Source organism: Frondihabitans sp. VKM Ac-2883 (assembly GCF_015350875.1).
In the GTDB taxonomy this organism is placed as follows: Bacteria; Actinomycetota; Actinomycetes; order Actinomycetales; family Microbacteriaceae; genus Frondihabitans.
In genome coordinates this window covers 257,614-275,487 of the sequence record NZ_JADKSF010000003.1, presented here as the reverse complement: position 1 = coordinate 275,487, position 17,874 = coordinate 257,614, and the positions used below count along the sequence as shown (strand labels likewise).

Below are 17,874 nucleotides of genomic sequence, written 5' to 3'. Positions count from 1 at the left end.
CGTTCGGTTGAAGAGAGATCAGGATCTGCGGCCTACGCCACACTGCGAAGCGCCTCGGCCGGTCGCAGGCGCGATGCCCGCCACCCGCCGATCGCGCCGGCGAGGAGTCCGCCGATCACCGCGAGGGCGACCGCCACGACGATGATCGTCACGGCGATTGGGGCGTGCAGGCTGACCTCGGTGGCCGTCGTCGCGACCTGGGCGCCGAAGGATCCCGCGCCGCCCGTGGTTCCGCCTTCGGTGCCCGTGCCGGTGCCGCCCGCCGTGCCGCCCGGGGGAGTGCCGCCGCCCATGCCGCCGGCGGTAGTAGATGCCGCACCGCCCGAGAGCGTCGGGGCGATGATGTTGATGACCACGACGCCGAGGATTCCGACGACGACGCCGACCACTCCGCCGATGAGGCCCTGCACGAGCGACTCGCCGGCCACCTGGCGCACGATGCGCCCGTTCGACCAGCCGATCGCCTTCAGAGTGCCGAACTCGCGGGTGCGGCGGGTGACGCCCGAGACGGTGAACAGGATCGCGATCAAGAAGGCCGCGGCCAGCACGATGATCGAGAGCCAGGTGCCGAGGCTCGAGACGAGGCTCGACGCGGTCGAGAGCGAGCCGGAGACGCTCGAGGCCAGGTCGGACTCCGTCGAGACGGTGGCCTTGGGCAGCGCCTTCTCGAGTGCCGTCTTGACGGCGGAGACGTCGGTCGACGACTCGGCGCTCACGTAGATGGTGCTGATCTTACCGTCGAGGTCGGCGACCTTCTGAGCGGTGTCGAGCGGCATGTACATGTCGGAGCCGGTGGTCGACGACGACGACGTCGAGGTGACGATGCCGACGACCTTGAAGGTCGTGTCGCCGATCTTCTTGGTGTCACCAACGGCGAGGCTCTCGGTCTTCGCGTAGGCGCTGTCGACGACGAGCACGTTCTTGCCGGCGTCGGAGGCCGCGAATGTCCGGCCCTTGGTCAGCTCGACGCTCGTGAGGGGGCCGACCGCGTCGGCGGTCACACTGACGCCCGAGACGGTGGTCTGGTCGAACGAGAACGAGCCTCCGCCGAAACCTCCGCCAGTGCCGCCACCGGGAGCACCGGTGGCCGTGCCCGTGGGCTCCTGCTGTGCGGCGCCGCTGCCGGATCCTTGGGTTCCCGTCGTGCCCGAATCCTGTTGCGTGGTGGTTCCCGAGAAGTCGTTGAGCTGCAGCGACAGCGTGGCGGCGGCGTTCTTGACACCGGTCGTCTTCTCGACGGTGGCGAGGGCGGTGTCGGCGAAGGTCGCCGTGCCGCGGGCGGCTGTCAAACTCGACTGCGAGAGCGACGTGCTGTTGCCCGAGGTCGTGCCCCCGCCCGAGCCGAAGTTGAAGGTGGGGCGCCCGCCGGTCGACGACGGGGTCTGGGTCTGGCTGATCGTGATGTCGGTGCCGACGCCGTAGACGGATTCGAGAACGGTCGACTGCGCGGCCTTAACGCCGCCCGCCACCGAGTTGACGATGATCACGAGCGCGATGGCGAGTGCCATGCCGGTCGCGATGATGGCCGTCTGCTTACGCCGGTTGCTCAGCTCCCGGAACAGATAGGTCAAGAACATGGGTCTCCTCTGGAGTGGTGCGGGGTCATGGTGATCGTGCGAAGGGGGCGCACTCGCTCGCTGTGCGAACGTCAGAACCGTAGGGAGACGCGTTATGCCCGGACTATCGAGGGCCTATCAATCCCTGATGAGGCAGATCGATTGCCTGTGTGGAAATTCCAGGGCTGGCTCATCAGGTCGTCACAGACGGCTCATAGAAAACCCCAGATACTTGAAAACGTGACCACTTCAGCCCCCATCACCGCACCCGCCGCTCCGCGCCTGACTCGCGCCGACGGCTCGCCCCTCCGCGTGCTCGTCGTCGACGACGAGAACAGCCTCACCGACCTGCTCTCCATGGCCCTCCGCTACGAGGGCTGGGAGGTCAAGGCCGCACCCGACGGGCAGACCGCCCTAAATCTTGCTCGCGAGTTCAAGCCCGATGCGATCGTGCTCGACGTCATGCTCCCCGACATCGACGGCCTCCAGGTGCTGGGCCGCCTCCGCAACGGCGGAGACGACACGCCGATCCTGTTCCTCACCGCGAAAGACGCCGTCGAGGATCGCGTCACGGGCCTGACCGCCGGGGGCGACGACTACGTCACGAAGCCGTTCAGCCTCGAAGAGGTCGTCGCCCGCCTCCGGGGCCTGATCCGCCGCTCCGCAGCCATGGTGTCGGAGGGTGGCGACTCGCGCATCGTCGTTGGCGACCTCGTGCTCGACGAAGAGAGCTATGAGGTGTCGCGCGCCGGTCGCGAGATCGAGCTCACCGCCACCGAGTTCGAGCTGCTCCGCTTTCTCATGCGCAACCCCCGCCGCGTGCTCTCGAAGGCTCAGATCCTCGACCGTGTCTGGAGCTACGACTTCGGCGGCAAATCCAGCGTCGTCGAGATCTACATCTCGTACCTGCGTAAAAAGATCGATGCCGGCGAAGAAGCCATGATCCACACCGTCCGCGGCGTGGGTTACGTGATCAAGCCCCTCTCGTGAGCTCGTTCCACCCCGCCAGTGCCGTCCGCGGGTGGGCTCGCTCGTGGCGCGGACCGCTGACGCTGCGGCGTCGGCTGGTGCTGAGCATTGTCGCGATCTCGGCGTTGCTGGCGATTCTGATCGGCGTGCTGTCCGTGCTCGTGTTGCAGAAGGTTCTGGAGTCGCAGCTCGACGCGAATGTGAAGTCGAGCCTTTCGCGGGCGCTTGTGCAGTCCGCTCCAACACAGCCCAGCGAAGGCTTTGGCTCGGAGGCGGGCCGCGGCCAGATCGTCGGGACCATCGCGATCGTCTCGCTCAAGGGGCAACTGCTGGACTCGCAGCAAGTTACTGAAGATGGGACGCCGGGTTCCGTAGGGGGGTCGGCTACAACCGCGCTGACCAACTTGGCCGTGAGTGAAACGCCTCGGACAATGGATCTGGGCGGCTCGTACGGGCGCTACCGCGTTGAGGCTACGAACGTGCCGCTCACGAACAGGACGACCAACGAGACGGTGGTCGTGCATGTTGCTGTTGCGCTGCCCATGGATAGCGTCACCGGCCCCGTCTCCAAACTGATCGCCGGCATCGCCATCATCGCCGCCGTCGGTATCGCCGTCGCCGTGTTCTTCGCGCTCGTCACCGTCCGCTACGCCCTTGCACCCCTCGAGCGCATCGCCAACACGGCGTCGCGCGTCTCTGAGATGCCGCTCGACCGAGGCGAGGTCGCCCTCGACGACCGCGTCCCCGACGAAGACACCGATACCCGCACCGAGGTCGGCCGTGTCGGCGCCGCCATGAACCGCATGCTCGGTCACGTCTCGCATGCGCTCACGGCCCGGCAGGAGTCCGAGAACAAGGTGCGGCAGTTCGTCGCCGACGCCTCGCATGAGCTCCGCACTCCGTTGGCCTCGGTCCGCGGGTATGCCGAGCTGACCCGTCGCATGGGCAAAGACCTGCCCGAAGACGTCGTCTACGCGATGAGTCGTATCGAATCGGAGTCGGTCCGGATGACGTCGCTGGTCGAAGAGCTGTTGCTGCTGGCCCGACTCGACGAGGGAACCGACCTGGTAAAGAAGGAGGCCGATCTCACGCGGATCGTCCTCGACGCCGTGCACGACACGCACGTCTCGTCGACCGGCCACACCTTCGACGTCTCGGTCGACGAGAAGCCGATCACCCTCCTCGGCGACCCGATGCGCCTCCATCAGGTGGTCGCCAACCTCCTGACCAACGCCCGAACTCACACACCCGAGGGAACCGAGATCTGGGTGAACCTGGAGCGCGACGACGAGTCGCACGAGGCGGTCATCACGGTGACCGACAACGGACCGGGCATCGACCCCGCCGTCATGCCGGTGCTGTTCGAGCGGTTCGCGAGGGCCGACAGCTCGCGTTCGCGCAAGGCCGGCTCGACCGGGCTCGGGCTCGCGATCGTGCAGGCCGTCGTCCAGTCGCACGGCGGCACGGTCACGGCGTCCAACGCCGACCCCGGAGCCGTCTTCACCGTGCGTCTGCCCCTGGAGCGCGCCCCTCAGGGCGCTCCGGCCCCGCTTCCCGCGCCGACCTCCGCTCCCGCTGTCTCGTAGCTGCTCCAAGCTGCTCGGTCTCCTAGCGCGGGGCGAGACTCCGCAAATGGCCCATCCCGCTCACGGTGACGGGCCATTTGTGGAGTCTCGCCGCCCCACCCCGGCGGGGCGCAGGATCCTGCGGGGTGCGTCGAGCGCGAGACTCCAGTAGGTGCGGGTGTGGTGGGCCTGCACCCACAACTACTGGAGTCTCGGCGGCCCGGGCGGGCGCCGGGGTGCAGGAGAGAGGGCGGCGTGAGCACGAGTTGCAGGATCCTGAACGGGCACCTATGCTTGTCGAAGCCCAAGACCGCTGGTTGTCGGTGCCCGCTGCAAAGCAGGCGTCGGCCGAAGGTTCTCTTACAAGAGACGTCCCGCGCAGGTGCAGAGTTCTTGAACGACACTGAAGAGTGCTTCCAAGCTCCGCGCGTCTGCGCGGAGCTTTTTTTGTGCGATAACCGGGATTCGTAAGAGTCCACAGGGGCTGCCAGCATTCACACGTTAGGAGCGACATGGCGAACAAGGAAGCTTCGGTCGCCGAGCTTACGGAACTCTTCCGTAGCTCGACCGCCGTCCTGCTCACCGAGTACCGCGGCCTCTCCGTTGCTCAGCTCAAAACGCTGCGCACCGGTATCCGTGAGGACGCCACCTACGCCGTCGTGAAGAACACGCTTACCAAGATTGCGGCGAACGCTGCGGGGATCTCGTCGTTCGACGACGAACTCGCCGGCCCGTCGGCTATCGCTTTCGTTCACGGAGACCCTGTCGCCGTGGCCAAGAGCATGCGTGAATTCGCGAAGGCGAACCCCGAGCTGATCGTGAAGGGTGGTTACTTCGACGGTAACGCTCTGACCGCAGCCGAGGTCAACCAGCTCGCCGACCTCGAGTCGCGGGAGGTGCTGCTGGGCAAACTGGCTGGCGCCTTCAAGGCTTCGCTGTTCGGCGCGGCGTACCTGTTCCAGGCCCCGCTCTCCAAGACCGTTCGCACGGTCGAGGCGCTGCGTGCCAAGCAGGACACCGCTGCGTAAGCAGCTCGGTACTCGTTACAAGCACTACCACCCCACTTTTTAGAAACGCAATAAGGAGAAAACAATGGCAAAGCTCAGCCAGGACGAACTGATCGAGGCTTTCAAGGAGCTCACGCTCATCGAGCTCAGCGACTTCGTCAAGAAGTTCGAAGAGGTCTTCGAGGTCACCGCTGCTGCCCCCGTCGCCGCTGCCGGTGCCGCTGGCCCCGCCGCCCCCGCTGAAGAGGTCGAGGAGAAGGACTCCTTCGACGTCGTCCTCGAGGCTGCTGGCGACAAGAAGATCCAGGTCATCAAGGAGGTCCGCGCGCTCACGAGCCTCGGACTCGGCGAGGCCAAGGCTGTCGTCGACGGTGCCCCCAGCACCGTCCTCGAGGGTGCCAACAAGGAGACCGCCGAGAAGGCCAAGGCTGCTCTCGAGGCCGCCGGCGCCACGATCACCCTCAAGTAACTCAGCTTCACCAGCACCATCGGGAAAGCCCCGGGCCGAGAGGTCCGGGGCTTTCTCGCGTCCTGCTGTCGACCGCGGGCTTCAGCCGTCGGCCAGCCCCAGCTGCACCGCGAGGGCGATCGCCTCGCGACGGTTCGTCGCCCCGAGCTTTCGGTAGATGCTGCGCACGTGGCTCTTGACGGTGTTGACCGAGATGAACAGCTCGTTGCCGATCTGGTTCAGGGTCGCTCCGGTTGCCAGGTGGCGCACAATCACGAGTTCGCGCTCGCTGAGGGGGTCGGCCAGCACTACGGTCTCGGCGGGGGTCGTGCCCTGCAGGCGTTCGAGCAGGGCTGCCACGCGAGCGGGTTGTTCACGGTCTGCGGCGCGCGTAAGCAGGCTGTCGAGCACCTCGTGGGGAAGCGGGCGATACGCCCAGGTCGTTCCGTTCGTCGCTGACATCAGCAGCGAGCGGTCGAAGGCGATGTTCGAGGCGACGCGATTGCCGAGGTCGTCCTGTGCGGCGGCGACGATGGCGAAGATCTGCGCTCGTACGCGGTCGGAGTGGAGGTCGCCGAGGGCGATGCAGTCGGCGAGGGTGTCGAGGGCCGCCTGCGGATCGCCCAGCAGGAACGAGGCGAGCGCCCCCACCCGGGCCGGGCATGTCACGTGGTGCTGCCCCGGCTCGAGATCTACCATCGCCCGCCGTGCTTCGACGACTTCGCCGAGCGTGCGGAGCACTTCGGAGCGAAGGATCCGAGACGCCGAGTCGAGCACCTGATCACCCGTGAAGGAGGCGAGAAGCCGCGTCACCCGGCCGAGCAGATCGAGCGCCTCGATCTCGCTGCCGGCCGCGTGCCGCGCGAGCGCCTCGGCGAACGCCGCGTGGGCTTCCCACTCGGTCCCGCGACTGGCGACGCGCACATCACGGAGCTGCGTCTCGAGGTCGTGGGGAACAGCGTCGCGCTCGATCAGCAGATGGAACCGCGTGATTTGGGCGAGCGCGCCGAAGCCGCTGCGCAGCAGCTCGGTGCCGTCGGCCTGCTGCGCGGCGAGTTCGATCTGCCTCTCGGCGCGGGCGAAGTCGCCGAACTGGAAGGCGACGTAGGCGAGTGCCGAGTGGCATTCGACGCGTTCGGCGGTCGGGAGGTGCTCGCTCGCCAGCCCCTCGGCGAGAGACAGGGCGAAAAGGGCTTCGTCGTAGGCGCCGAGGTGCACGCGCACGAGACCGAGTTGCAACGAGAACGAGGCGCTCAGGTCGATCCGTCGGCTGATCTCGAGCGAGGTGTCCTGCTCGATCATCGCCCGCGCGGTCTCGAGATGCGTGCGGGCGGCATTCACGTCGCCGAGGGTGCGGAGCGTCGCTGCGAAGTGGACGAGGTAGCCCGCCCGCACGTCGATGGGACTCTCCGGGTCGGCCTTGATGTTCTTGTCGACGGCGCGGAACCAGGGGAGCGCGGCGCTTCGGCTCGTCGACCCGATCGACCGGTGGCTGACCGCGAGCGCGAGCAGGATCCGGGCGCGACCGCGCCATTCGGATTCGGGCACGCTGCGCACGGCCTCGCGAAGCCTCGCCCCCTGGATCGGCGCGATCTGCGGCCACATCCTCTCAACGGTGTCGAGCATGGTGCGATTGTCGAGCTGGAGAGCCGTCGAGGTTTCGGGTTCGACGGTCGTGTCGTTTCGGGAATTCACGGGATTACCTCTGCCACATCGGGTAGTTCCCGCTCGGGACGGGGAATGCGGCGGTCGGGAGGAGAGCGGAAGGTCGATCGTCGGGCGGACCGGGTGTCGGGAGGTCTTCCGTGAGTCCCCCCTGGCTTCCGTGCCCCTACCCGATCAACATCATAAACTGAGATTTCTTTTTCGACCGGGGAATTCGCAAGTCGACCCCAACTGGGGTCAGGCCTCTGTCGCCGCCTCGCCTCGTTCGACAGGCCTACAGTGACGGAATGAGCAAGGGCACGCCGTGAGCAAGATGGATTCAGTCGCTTCGGGCGGAGGCATGCGGGGCGCTCGTGGCGGCGGCGGCGGTCGGCCGGGCGGGCCCGGAAGGGTATCCGGAGCCGACGCCAAGGCGCAGCGGGCCGCGAATGCCGAGGCCCCTCGAATCCCCGATCTCTTCGGGCGAATCCGGAGTTTGTTCTCGCCGTACCGTCGCGCGATCGTCGTCACCGTCGTTCTCGTGTTGATCTCAGCGGGCATCAGCGTGATTCCGCCCCTGCTGACCCAACAGGCGTTCGACCGCGGGCTCTTCCCCTCGGGCGGGCCCGACATCCCCGTGCTGACCAGGCTCGTCGGCGCGATGGTGGGGCTGTGGGTGCTGTCCGCCGGTATCGGCGTGTGGCAGACCTATCTGACGGCGACCGTCGGAAACAAGGTCATGGGAGCCCTCCGCATCCGCCTCTTCGGGCACCTGCAGCGGATGGAGCTCGCGTTCTTCACCCGGACGAAGACCGGCGTGATCCAGTCGAGGCTGCAGAACGACGTAGGCGGTGTCGCCAATGTGCTGAGCAACACGATCTCGAGCGTGCTCGGCAACACCGTCACCGTCATCGCGGCGTTCGTTGCCATGCTGCTGCTCTCGTGGCAGATGACCGTGGTCGCGGTCATCCTGCTTCCGCTTCTCGTCATCGCCCAGCGCCGGGTCGGTCAGGTGCGCGCGCGAATCGCGACGCAGACGCAGGAGTCGCTGTCGGATATGACCGCCATCACGCAGGAGACCCTCAGCGTCTCGGGGATCCTTCTCGCGAAGAGCTTCAACCAGCAGCGCACCGAGGTGGAACGGTACTCGGCCGAGAACCGCACCCAGATCGGTCTGCAGGTCCGGCAGACGATGAGCGGGCAGGGCTTCTTCGCCGTGGTGAGCATCTTCCTCACGATCATCCCGGCAGTCATCTACGTGGTCGCCGCGTATCTGATCCAGGGCGGCGTCGACGTGACGGCGGGCACGATCGTGGCGTTCACGACCGTTCAGTCGCGGCTGACGTTCCCGCTCATGGCCCTGCTCCGCGTCGCCCTCGACATCCAGACCTCGGGGGCGCTGTTCGCGCGCATCTTCGAGTACCTCGACCTGACCCCCGCCATTCGCGAGCCGGCCGACGCGAAGCGAGTCGACGAGGCGGGCCTCGGGCGAGTGGTGTTCGACGACGTCTCGTTCTCGTACCCCGACGCCGAGCCGGGGCAGGAGACCCTCGACGGTCTCACCTTCGACATCGAGCCGGGGCAGTTCGCGGCCTTCGTCGGGCCGTCCGGGGCGGGCAAGACCACGATCTCGTATCTGATCCCGCGGTTCTACGAGGCCTCGGGCGGGACGGTCCGTTTCGCCGGGTTAGACGTCCGCGACCTCGACCAGGAGTCACTCGTCGGCAACATCGGCATCGTGAGCCAGGAGACCTACCTGTTCCATGCCACGATCGCCGAGAACCTGCGGTACGCGCGGCCCGAGGCCTCCGACGAGCAGCTGATCGAGGCGGCGCGCCAGGCCAACATCCACGAGACGATCGCTTCGTTCCCTGACGGGTACGACACTGTGGTGGGGGAGCGGGGGTATCGGCTCTCCGGTGGCGAGAAACAGCGAATCGCCATCGCCCGGGTCCTCCTCAAGGATCCAGCGGTCCTCGTGCTCGACGAGGCCACGTCGGCGCTCGACTCCGTCTCGGAGCGCATCGTCCAGACCGCGCTCGACACGGCGACTCGGGGGCGGACGACGATCGCGATCGCCCACCGCCTCTCTACCGTGCGCAGCGCCGACGTGATCTTCGTCGTGCGGGCTGGTCGGATCGTCGAGCAGGGAACCCACGACGAGCTCGTCGCAGTCGGCGGCCTCTACTCCGAACTGTACGAGCAGCAGAGCAGCGCCATCGCCTGATCGGTCACTTGTGCCACTCGGAGCGTGCCCGCCCGACCGGCGTCATGCTCCGGCGACGCGGAGGTGCGATCTATAGACTCGATGAGTGAAGTACGCGGAAACCGTCATCGACCTCATCGGCAACACGCCTCTCGTCAAGTTGAACCGGGTCACGGAGGGGATCGCTGCGACCGTTCTCGTCAAGGTGGAATACCTCAACCCGGGCGGCTCGTCGAAGGATCGCATCGCGACCCGCATCCTGGATGCCGCCGAGCGCGACGGGCACCTCAAACCCGGTGGCACGATCGTCGAGCCGACGAGCGGCAACACCGGTGTCGGGCTCGCTCTCGTCGCCCAGCAACGCGGCTATCGCTGCATCTTCGTGCTGCCCGACAAGGTCGGCGAAGACAAGCGCAACGTGCTGACGGCCTACGGCGCCGAGATCGTCGTGACTCCGACGGCGGTCGCCCCCGACAGCCCCGAGTCGTACTACAGCGTCTCCGACCGTCTCGTGCGCGAGACGCCCGGTGCGTTCAAGCCGAACCAGTACGAGAACCAAAACGGCCCTCTCAGCCACTACGAGACCACCGGCCCCGAGATCTGGCGCGACACCGACGGAGCCCTCACCCACTTCGTCGCCGGTGTCGGCACCGGAGGCACCATCAGCGGCACCGGCCGATTCCTCAAGGAGGTGTCGGAGGGTCGCGTCACGATCGTCGGCGCCGACCCGGAGGGCAGCGTCTACTCAGGCGGCACCGGCCGCCCCTATCTCGTCGAGGGCGTCGGCGAAGACTTCTGGCCGGGTGCCTACGACGGGTCGGTCGTCGACCGGATCATCGCCGTCTCCGACGCCCAGTCGTTCGACATGACTCGCCGCCTCGCCCGCGAGGAGGGGCTGCTCGTCGGCGGATCGAGCGGCATGGCGGTCGTCGCTGCGCTGGAGGCCGCCCGCGACCTCGGCCCGGACGACACCGTGGTGGTGCTGCTGCCCGACAGCGGGCGCGGCTACCTGGGCAAGATCTTCAACGACCGCTGGATGCGCTCGTACGGCTTCAGCGACGAAGGAGCCGAGACGACCGTCGGCGACCTGATCGCGTCGAAGAGCGGCGCCCTGCCCGACCTGGTGCACGCCCACCCCTCCGACACCGTGCGCGACGTCGTGCAGATCATGGCGAAGTACGGCGTCTCGCAGATGCCTGTCCTCTCAGCCGAGCCCCCTGTCGTCATCGGCGAGGTCGTCGGAGCCGTCGACGAGCGGGCGCTCCTCGAGCAGGTGTTCTCCGGCGCCGCGCAGATGACGGATCCCGTGGCGAAGTTCATCGGCGCGCCCCTCGCCCTCGTCGGACTCAACGAGCCTGTGACCACGGCGCGCCGCGCCCTGGAAAAGAACGACGCCCTCCTGGTCACCTCCGACGGCAAGCCCGCCGCCGTCGTGACCCGCCACGACCTGCTCGCCTACCTGTCGGAATGACCGAGAAAGATCCCATGACCCACGACGCCTCAGCCCACGCCTTCGAGACCCGTGCGATCCACGCCGGGCAGGAGTTCGATCCGACCACCGGCGCGATCATCCCGCCGATCTACCAGACCTCGACGTTCGTCCAAGACGGCATCGGTGGCTTTCGAGGAGGCTACGAGTACGGGAGGTCGGCGAACCCGACCCGCGACTCGCTTCAGACGCTCCTCGCGAGTCTGGAACAGGGATCCTCGGCTTTCAGCTTCGCTTCCGGTCTCGCGGCCGAAGACGCCCTGCTGAGGTCGGTGCTCACGCCGGGGTCGCGCGTGCTGATGGGCAACGATGTCTATGGCGGTACCCACCGTCTCGTCAATCGAGTCTGGGCCCCCTGGGGCGTCACCCTCGAGACGGTCGACATGAGCGACCTCGACGCGGTGCGCGCCGCCGCCCGACCGGGCGAGACAACAGTGCTCTGGGTCGAGACCCCGTCGAACCCGCTGATGAAGATCACCGATATCGCCGGCCTCTCCGAGATCGGCCGGGCAGCTGGCGCGCTTGTCGTCGTCGACAACACGTTCGCGTCTCCGTACGTCCAGCAGCCGATCACGCTCGGCGCCGACGCGGTGGTGCATTCCACGACGAAGTACCTCGGCGGCCATTCCGACACCCTCGGCGGCGCCGTGGTCGTGAACGATGACGAGCTCGCCTCGAAGGTCGGGTTCATGCAGTTCGGCGCGGGAGCCATCTCGGCGCCCATGGAGGCGTGGCTCACTGTTCGAGGCATCAAGACCCTTGGCGTCCGCGTCGACCGCCACTCCGACAACGCACAACTCATCGCCGACGCTCTGGTCTCGCACCCGGCCGTCGAGACCGTCTACTACCCGGGTCTCGAGTCGCACCCCGGGCACGCTCTGGCAGCGCGCCAGATGAAGCGGTTCGGCGGCATGCTGTCGGTCGGGCTCGCAGGAGGGCCTGCCGCGGCCAAGACGTTCGCCGAGTCGACGGAGCTCTTCCAGCTCGCCGAATCTCTCGGAGGCGTGGAGTCGCTCATCGGCTACCCCTCCGAGATGACGCACGCGTCGGTCAAGGGCACCGAGCTCGAGGTTCCGGAGAACGTGATCCGGCTCTCGGTCGGCATCGAGTCGGGCAACGACCTCCTGGCCGACGTGCTGCAGGCGCTCGACCGTATCTGACCCACCGCCGTTCGGCCCGAGGCCCCGGTTCTTTCCCTTCGCACAGAGCGAAGCGGAAGGATCCCGGGGCCTTCGTCGTCCCCGAATGCCAAGGGGTATTTGACATAGTAATTCGGAACCTGACGTGTTAGAATAGAAATATTAGCTATTGGTGAGAGATGACGTTCTCTTCCATCAAACGCGCCTTTACGCCTCGCCCGAAAGCACACTATGGAATCCGAAACCTCCCCACTCGACAATCTCCTCCCCGAAAAAATGCACTCCGGCGACGCACAGAGTTTGCGCCGCGCACGCAGCCGCGCCAAGCGTCGCCGTCAAAAGGTGCGCCAGCGCGTCTTCATCGCAATCATCATCGCGGTGGCTCTCATCGGCGGTTCGGTCGGGGGTGGGGTACTCCTGTTTCATCAGGTGGTCGGAGGCAACATCACCGCCCTGGCCGACGAAAAGGTCTTCCCCGACGAAGCCGGCAGGCCGCCCGCCTCCTCGACGGGCGAGCGCAACATCCTCCTCCTGGGCTCCGACTCGCGCCAGAAGGGCACCGAGCACGACCTCGAAAAACCCGGCTCTCAGCGCGCCGACACGATGATGCTGGTGCACGTGGCGGCCGACCGGAAGGCCGTCACGGTGATGTCGATCATGCGCGACCTCTACGTGCCCGTGCCCGGGCACGGCGAGGCGAAGATCAACGCGGCGCTCGCCTGGGGCGGAACCCCGCTCGCCGTGCAGACCATCGAGGGGCTACTCGGCGCCCGTATCGACCACGTGGCGATCATCGACTTCGATGGCCTCGCGGCCATGACGACCGCGCTCGGGGGCGTCTGGGTCGACAACCCGCAACAATTCAACGCGAAACACGGTGCCGACACGTTCTTCGCGGCCGGGCCGATCAAGCTGCAGGGCGAGCAGGCTCTGACCTTCGCTCGCGAGCGCTATGCCTTCACCACCGGAGACTTCCAGCGGGTCGCCAACCAGCAACTGCTGCTCAAGGGGATGCTCAGCCGAATTCTCAGTCGCGACGTGCTCGGCGATCCGGCCGGATTCATCGACTTCGCAAGCGAGACTTCGAAGAATCTCAGCGTCGACGCCCGGTTCACGATGCGTGAGATGGCGGCGCTCGCCTACAGCCTTCGAGATATCGACCTCGGCGCCATCGACTTCTTCACCATGCCGACGGCGGGCACAGGCATGATCGGTACGGAGTCGGTTGTGAAGGTCGACGAGGGGCAGACGGCGGCGCTCAGAAAGGCTCTGGCCGACGACACCACGGCCAAGTTTGCGGCCGCGCTGGCCAAGAAGAAGGGCTAGGTCGGGTGCACGCCGCGCGAAAGTGCTCACACTGCGGCCTCGAGTGTCTGCCCGCCGCAAAGAGCTATTGGTCACTGTTGCGGGGGAGTTCGACAGGGGCGCAGTAGTGCTAGTGGCGAGCAGCATGGGCAGTGCGGGCAGTGCGAGCAATGCGCTCCGGTGGCGCTAATCCCACCAGGCAGGGATCACCAGCATGATGTTGTCGAGCAGCACCTTGCGGCTGGTGCGCTTGCCCGTCAACCAGTTCTCGATCAGACCGACAAGGCCGTGTGCGATGAAGCCCGCCGCGAGTGAGGGCGACAGCCCCTCGGGAATCCTTCCCGAGATGCGTTGCTCGAAATGCAACATCGACGACGTCTCGAAGTGGCGAGCCAGCACGCGGTGCGTCGACGCATCAAGGGGATCAGGCAGGGCCAAGCGGTAGATGTCGCGGTAGCGGACCACATGGTCGATGACGCGATCCATGCCCCTTCGCGTGATCTCGGGGGGCTGGTGCGTGCCCGCGGTCCGCAAAGCGAGGTCGGCTTCGCGGATGGCATCGAGTTCGGGCGTCAAGACGTCGGTCAGCAGTGCCCCGGGTGAGGTCGCGTGGCTATAGAAAGTGGCACGGTTGATGCCGGCCGCACGAGTCACGTCGGCAACGGTGATAGTCGAGACCGGTGCCGCTGACGCCAACTCGATGATCGCGGCGTGCAATGACTTCGTCGTCTGCACAATTCGGGCGTCGACCATGGTTCCTCCCCATCCGGTGGTGTGCCCCGAGCCTAGACGTCGCGGGACCCCTTCCGTCGCACGTCTCCGACCGCGACTTCGGCTAGGCGACACCTGCCGATCAGGGCTAGGGTGAAACGGTGTCGGCCGACGAGTCGACACCGATCACCCCTTGTCTCTGCGCGGCCTCGGCCCCGGGCCCGGTCTTCCGTTCTGCCCGGCACTGCCCTCTTCCGCGTCACCACACTCAATTCCGTCAAAGGAGCTCCGTGACCATCGTCGTGCACCCGGGCGACTTGCTCACCCGGCGACAGCGTCTCGTCTACATCGTCGTCCTCGGCGCCCTCACGGCGCTCGGCCCTGCCACCATCGACCTGTATCTTCCGGCGTTCCCCGAACTGCAGGCCGACTTCGGAGTCAGCAAGGCGGTCGTCCAATTGACCTTGACCGCGACGACCATCGGCTTCGGTCTGGGGCAGCTCCTCGTCGGTCCGTGGAGCGACAAGGTCGGTCGCCGTGTGCCGCTCATCGTGGCGAGTTTCGTCCACGTGCTGGCGAGCGTCGGCGCCGCCACGGCGGTCAACGTCGAGGTGCTCGGGCTCTTCCGCGTGCTCCAGGGTATGGGCGCCGCCGCCGGGGGTGTCGTCGCGATGGCACTCGTGCGCGATCTCTTCGGCGGTCGCCCTCTGGTCAAGATGCTGTCGCGTCTCGCTCTCGTGAACGGGCTCGCTCCGATCCTCGCTCCCGTCATCGGATCGCAGCTTCTCCGTGCGACGAGCTGGCGGGGCATCTTCGTCGTCCTCGCTGCCTACGGCGTCTTCGTCGTGCTCAGCGCGATCTTCTTCATCGTCGAGACGCTGCCCAAGGAGCGTCGTCACGAGGCCGGCCACACGACCCTCCGCCAGCGATACCGCGTGTTGTTCCACGACCGCATCTTCGTGGGAGTGGCACTGATCGGAGCGATGGTCTTTTCGGGCCTTTTCTCGTACCTCTCGTCGTCGTCGTTCCTGTTCCAAGATCTCTACGGCATGAACGCCCAGCAGTACGGGCTCCTCTTCGCGGTGAACTCGCTCGGCGTCGTGTTGGGCGTACAGATCAGCGCCCGTCTGGCTCAGCGGATCGGGCCTCAGTGGATCCTTGCCGGGTCGACCAGCGTGATGTTCCTGTGCGCCGTCGCGATCGTGTCGCTCGACCAGCTCGACCTCGGCATCGTCGGCCTGCTGGTGCCGCTGTGGCTGTTCATCTGCTCGTGCGGATTCTCGTTCCCGCAGGTGCAGGTGCTCGCCCTGGCGAACCACGGCAAAGAGGCGGGCACGGCTGCGTCGCTCCTCGGCGCACTCAACTTCGGCCTCGCCGGTCTCATCTCGCCGATCGTCGGGCTCATCGGCATCACGACCGCGGCCCCGATGGGAGCCGTGATGGTGTGCACGACGTCGGTCGCGATCCTCAGTCTCTGGTTCTTGGTCAGGCCCCGCACCGTGCCGGCGCTTGGGCACTGAATCGCCTGAGAGTTTAGGATCCGACGGATCGGTACCGTAGGCGCATGACACCGGATCCCAACCCACCCGGGCAGGGCGAGCAGCGACTCGCCCTCCGCGTTCAACGTCGCTGGCCCCTGGCGAGTGCCCTTGGAGGCGTCGGCCTCGCGCTCCTCCTGGGCTGGCTGATCATGACGCGGGGTGGCGCGACCTCCCTCGACGCCGAGTGGATGGAAGAACTCGTCGAGCATCGCTCGCCGCTCTGGGAGGTGCCGGCCCTCGTGATGGACTTCCTCGGCGGCGGATGGTTCGGCACGTTCGTCGTGCCTCTTGCGGTCCTTGCGGTGCTCCTGATCGCTCGCCGACGCTGGGGGGCGGTGTACTTCCTCGCCGCGACACTGCTCAGTGCCGGTCTCGTGCAGGTGCTGAAGCACACGTTCGGTCGTGCCCGGCCGCTCGAGATCCTCGTGCAGAGTGACTTCGGATCCTTTCCATCGGGCCATGTCGCGAACGCTGCGACGATGGCCGTGACGCTCGGCGTCATCATCCGCCTGCGAGGCGTGTGGATCGCCGGTGCCATGTACGTCGTCGCCATGCTGCTCAGCCGCACCTATCTCGGTGCGCACTGGCTGACCGACACCCTGGGCGGGTTTTTGGTCGGAGCGGGCGTCGCGGTGATCCTCTGGGCGCCCTTCGCTCACAGGCTGCTCCGCGAGCGACAGCGCCGCCGGGAGCAGTCGTCCGACACTGCGGTTTTGGCCGAATCACGCGCCTGAACGGTTCGGTGATTCTGCACAGTTTCGTGGCGGCAGCCACCGGCTGACCACCTCCGGGTGAAACATACCCGGTGGTCGGATACCACCCGAACTGGGCTGTTCGTAGGATCCTGGTCTCCCCTAAAGTGGCATGACGACGCAGTTCCTCCTCAGGGGTGAAGAGCACAGCGAAACCGACGTTCTAGGGGGAACGATTTGAGTACAACCACGCCCACAAGCGGCCGTCCACCGCGCGGTGGTCGAGACCGGGCGCGTGCCGACCTGGACGGCAACCCGATTCCGCGAAGTGCCCGCCTCGGCGCTCACGTCGTCGAAGTGTTCGCTCAGCCTCACGAGTCTCTCGGCCGAACGGCACTCCTGTCAGGAGCTTTCAGCCTGGCGCCCGTCTTCGCCGCGGTGCTGCTGCTGACGCTGACATCGTCGTTCTGGCCTGTCATCGTGCTCGGCGAGATCATCGTGGCCTGCCTCTTCTTCGCGGTGTACATCCGATTTCGGCTCGTCCACTCGGCGATCACCCCCGATCACTTCTTGAAACGGCGCATGCTCCTCTCGCCCGTGTCGGTCGATCTCGACCGAGTCGACCGAGTGCTGATCAACCGCGTGTACCGGACGTCGTCGACGGAAGCGCTCCTGCAACTGCTCGCCATCGACAATCGTGGGCACCGCCTGTTCGGCCTGAGCGCGCTCTTCTGGTCGGACGACGACATCCGACGAGTGGCCGATCACCTCGGCATTCCCACGACGGTCGACAACGCGCCGCTGTCGCGTACCGAGTACTACGCCGCTTTCCCAATGGCCCGGGGATGGTACGCGCGGCGTCCGGCACGGGCCGTGATGGTGCTTGCGGCGACGGCGCTTGTGGCGGTCGGCGCTGTGGTGGTCAACGGGTGGGTGCACCCCGCCTGACGGGTGTTGCCGGGCCGCCGAGTGCCGCCGTCTGCTGGTTTCCGGGGGCCGCGGCCGACATTTGGCGGCACTCGCGGGCCCGCCACGGTCGACCTAGTCAGTCGTCGGGGTGGGACAGCGCCTGCTCGCGGAGGCGGTCGATGTCGCGGCGGTCGCGCTTCGTGGGGCGGCCGGCTCCGGGGTCGCGGATGGGAACGAACGCGCGCTCTTCGCGCGGAGGTGGCGGGGGAGTGAGGTCGGTCAGTGCGGTGGCCGCGACGGGGGCGCCGACGCGCTTAAGGAGGAGCGTGCGGACCACGACGATTCGGTCGAAACCCTCGATGCGCGTGCGGATCTCGTCGCCGGGGCGTATGGCCTGAGCGGCTTTCACGCGCTCGCCGTTGACTCGCACGTGCCCGGCACGGCAGGCGGCGGTGGCGGCCGATCGCGTCTTGAATACGCGCACGGCCCACAGCCACACGTCGACTCGTGCGCTGCTGATCTCGGCCATGCTCCCACCCTACGTCCCGCCGAAACCTCAATTTCGACACTCCCCGCCTTTACAGACCCGTCATTTCCGAGGTCTCACCCCTGCAGCGACCCGCGGGAGCGAAGCGATCCGCCGGGAGCGGGAGCGACTCAGAGAAACTAGCGAGACCCCCGGCCGATTTCGCC

At 66.8% G+C, this 17,874-nt stretch carries 15 protein-coding genes; 11 read left to right on the top strand and 4 right to left on the bottom strand.

Annotation, left to right across the window (positions count from 1 at the left end):
- Positions 1 to 32 precede the first annotated feature (32 nt).
- Positions 33 to 1,577 (bottom strand): ABC transporter permease, encoded by a 1,545-nt coding sequence (locus tag ITJ49_RS07435; RefSeq protein WP_194603452.1) that lies wholly within the window; start codon positions 1,575 to 1,577, stop codon positions 33 to 35.
- A gap of 207 nt (positions 1,578 to 1,784) precedes the next feature.
- Between ITJ49_RS07435 and ITJ49_RS07430 the strand changes: the two genes are divergently transcribed.
- From ITJ49_RS07430 to rplL, 4 genes are all read left to right on the top strand, one after another.
- Positions 1,785 to 2,546 carry a response regulator transcription factor gene (locus ITJ49_RS07430; protein ID WP_055962145.1) on the top strand — a complete coding sequence of 254 codons (762 nt, stop codon included), beginning with the start codon at positions 1,785 to 1,787 and terminating at the stop codon, positions 2,544 to 2,546.
- Positions 2,543 to 4,111 carry a HAMP domain-containing sensor histidine kinase gene (locus ITJ49_RS07425; protein WP_194603449.1) on the top strand — a complete coding sequence of 523 codons (1,569 nt, stop codon included), beginning with the start codon at positions 2,543 to 2,545 and terminating at the stop codon, positions 4,109 to 4,111. The genes ITJ49_RS07430 and ITJ49_RS07425 overlap by 4 nt, the downstream gene beginning before the upstream one ends.
- A gap of 491 nt (positions 4,112 to 4,602) precedes the next feature.
- The gene (rplJ, locus tag ITJ49_RS07420; RefSeq protein ID WP_055959603.1) at positions 4,603 to 5,118 is read left to right on the top strand and encodes a 50S ribosomal protein L10; all 516 of its coding nucleotides are present in this window, start codon (positions 4,603 to 4,605) and stop codon (positions 5,116 to 5,118) included.
- A gap of 64 nt (positions 5,119 to 5,182) precedes the next feature.
- Positions 5,183 to 5,566, top strand: coding sequence for a 50S ribosomal protein L7/L12 (rplL, locus tag ITJ49_RS07415; protein ID WP_055959601.1), 384 nt, complete (start codon positions 5,183 to 5,185; stop codon positions 5,564 to 5,566).
- Positions 5,567 to 5,647: 81 nt separating this feature from the next.
- On the opposite strand, the gene ITJ49_RS07410 is transcribed toward rplL, so the two are convergent.
- On the bottom strand, positions 5,648 to 7,171 hold the full coding sequence (locus ITJ49_RS07410; RefSeq protein WP_228514189.1) for a LuxR C-terminal-related transcriptional regulator: 1,524 nt from the start codon (positions 7,169 to 7,171) through the stop codon (positions 5,648 to 5,650).
- A gap of 352 nt (positions 7,172 to 7,523) precedes the next feature.
- On the opposite strand from ITJ49_RS07410, the gene ITJ49_RS07405 reads away from it, so the two are divergent.
- From ITJ49_RS07405 to ITJ49_RS07390, 4 genes are all read left to right on the top strand, one after another.
- Complete coding sequence (locus tag ITJ49_RS07405) at positions 7,524 to 9,416, top strand: ABC transporter ATP-binding protein (protein ID WP_194604003.1); 1,893 nt, start codon at positions 7,524 to 7,526, stop codon at positions 9,414 to 9,416.
- A gap of 85 nt (positions 9,417 to 9,501) precedes the next feature.
- Positions 9,502 to 10,866 carry a cystathionine beta-synthase gene (locus ITJ49_RS07400; RefSeq protein ID WP_194603442.1) on the top strand — a complete coding sequence of 455 codons (1,365 nt, stop codon included), beginning with the start codon at positions 9,502 to 9,504 and terminating at the stop codon, positions 10,864 to 10,866.
- A gap of 14 nt (positions 10,867 to 10,880) precedes the next feature.
- A complete protein-coding gene (locus tag ITJ49_RS07395; protein ID WP_194603439.1) occupies positions 10,881 to 12,044 on the top strand; it encodes a cystathionine gamma-synthase in 1,164 nt (387 codons plus the stop codon).
- Between the two features lie 279 nt (positions 12,045 to 12,323).
- Positions 12,324 to 13,349 (top strand): LCP family protein, encoded by a 1,026-nt coding sequence (locus ITJ49_RS07390; RefSeq protein WP_194603436.1) that lies wholly within the window; start codon positions 12,324 to 12,326, stop codon positions 13,347 to 13,349.
- A 165-nt stretch (positions 13,350 to 13,514) separates the two neighbouring features.
- On the opposite strand, the gene ITJ49_RS07385 is transcribed toward ITJ49_RS07390, so the two are convergent.
- Complete coding sequence (locus tag ITJ49_RS07385; protein ID WP_194603432.1) at positions 13,515 to 14,081, bottom strand: TetR/AcrR family transcriptional regulator; 567 nt, start codon at positions 14,079 to 14,081, stop codon at positions 13,515 to 13,517.
- Between the two features lie 248 nt (positions 14,082 to 14,329).
- Here ITJ49_RS07385 and ITJ49_RS07380 point away from each other — a divergent pair, with 248 nt between their 5' ends.
- The 3 genes from ITJ49_RS07380 (at position 14,330) to ITJ49_RS07370 (ending at position 17,220) form a co-directional block, all read left to right on the top strand.
- Positions 14,330 to 15,559, top strand: a complete 1,230-nt coding sequence (locus ITJ49_RS07380; RefSeq protein WP_194603429.1) for a multidrug effflux MFS transporter — start codon at positions 14,330 to 14,332, stop codon at positions 15,557 to 15,559.
- 44 nt (positions 15,560 to 15,603) lie between these two features.
- Entirely contained in the window at positions 15,604 to 16,314 is a 711-nt protein-coding gene (locus ITJ49_RS07375) for a phosphatase PAP2 family protein (protein ID WP_194603426.1), read from the top strand.
- A 195-nt stretch (positions 16,315 to 16,509) separates the two neighbouring features.
- A complete protein-coding gene (locus tag ITJ49_RS07370; RefSeq protein ID WP_194603424.1) occupies positions 16,510 to 17,220 on the top strand; it encodes a hypothetical protein in 711 nt (236 codons plus the stop codon).
- 97 nt (positions 17,221 to 17,317) lie between these two features.
- Here ITJ49_RS07370 and ITJ49_RS07365 read toward each other — a convergent pair whose 3' ends face one another.
- Positions 17,318 to 17,710, bottom strand: a complete 393-nt coding sequence (locus ITJ49_RS07365; protein WP_194603421.1) for an RNA-binding S4 domain-containing protein — start codon at positions 17,708 to 17,710, stop codon at positions 17,318 to 17,320.
- Positions 17,711 to 17,874: the final 164 nt, after the last annotated feature.

Bases quoted from the DNA above. Each gene is read 5' to 3' on its own strand.
- ITJ49_RS07435 (WP_194603452.1), bottom strand. From the start codon at position 1,577: ATGTTCTTGACCTATCTGTTCCGGGAGCTGAGCAACCGGCGTAAGCAG.
- rplJ (WP_055959603.1), top strand. From the start codon at position 4,603: ATGGCGAACAAGGAAGCTTCGGTCGCCGAGCTTACGGAACTCTTCCGT.
- rplL (WP_055959601.1), top strand. From the start codon at position 5,183: ATGGCAAAGCTCAGCCAGGACGAACTGATCGAGGCTTTCAAGGAGCTC.
- ITJ49_RS07410 (WP_228514189.1), bottom strand. From the start codon at position 7,171: ATGCTCGACACCGTTGAGAGGATGTGGCCGCAGATCGCGCCGATCCAG.
- ITJ49_RS07405 (WP_194604003.1), top strand. From the start codon at position 7,524: ATGGATTCAGTCGCTTCGGGCGGAGGCATGCGGGGCGCTCGTGGCGGC.
- ITJ49_RS07395 (WP_194603439.1), top strand. From the start codon at position 10,881: ATGACCCACGACGCCTCAGCCCACGCCTTCGAGACCCGTGCGATCCAC.
- ITJ49_RS07385 (WP_194603432.1), bottom strand. From the start codon at position 14,081: ATGGTCGACGCCCGAATTGTGCAGACGACGAAGTCATTGCACGCCGCG.
- ITJ49_RS07375 (WP_194603426.1), top strand. From the start codon at position 15,604: ATGACACCGGATCCCAACCCACCCGGGCAGGGCGAGCAGCGACTCGCC.
- ITJ49_RS07365 (WP_194603421.1), bottom strand. From the start codon at position 17,710: ATGGCCGAGATCAGCAGCGCACGAGTCGACGTGTGGCTGTGGGCCGTG.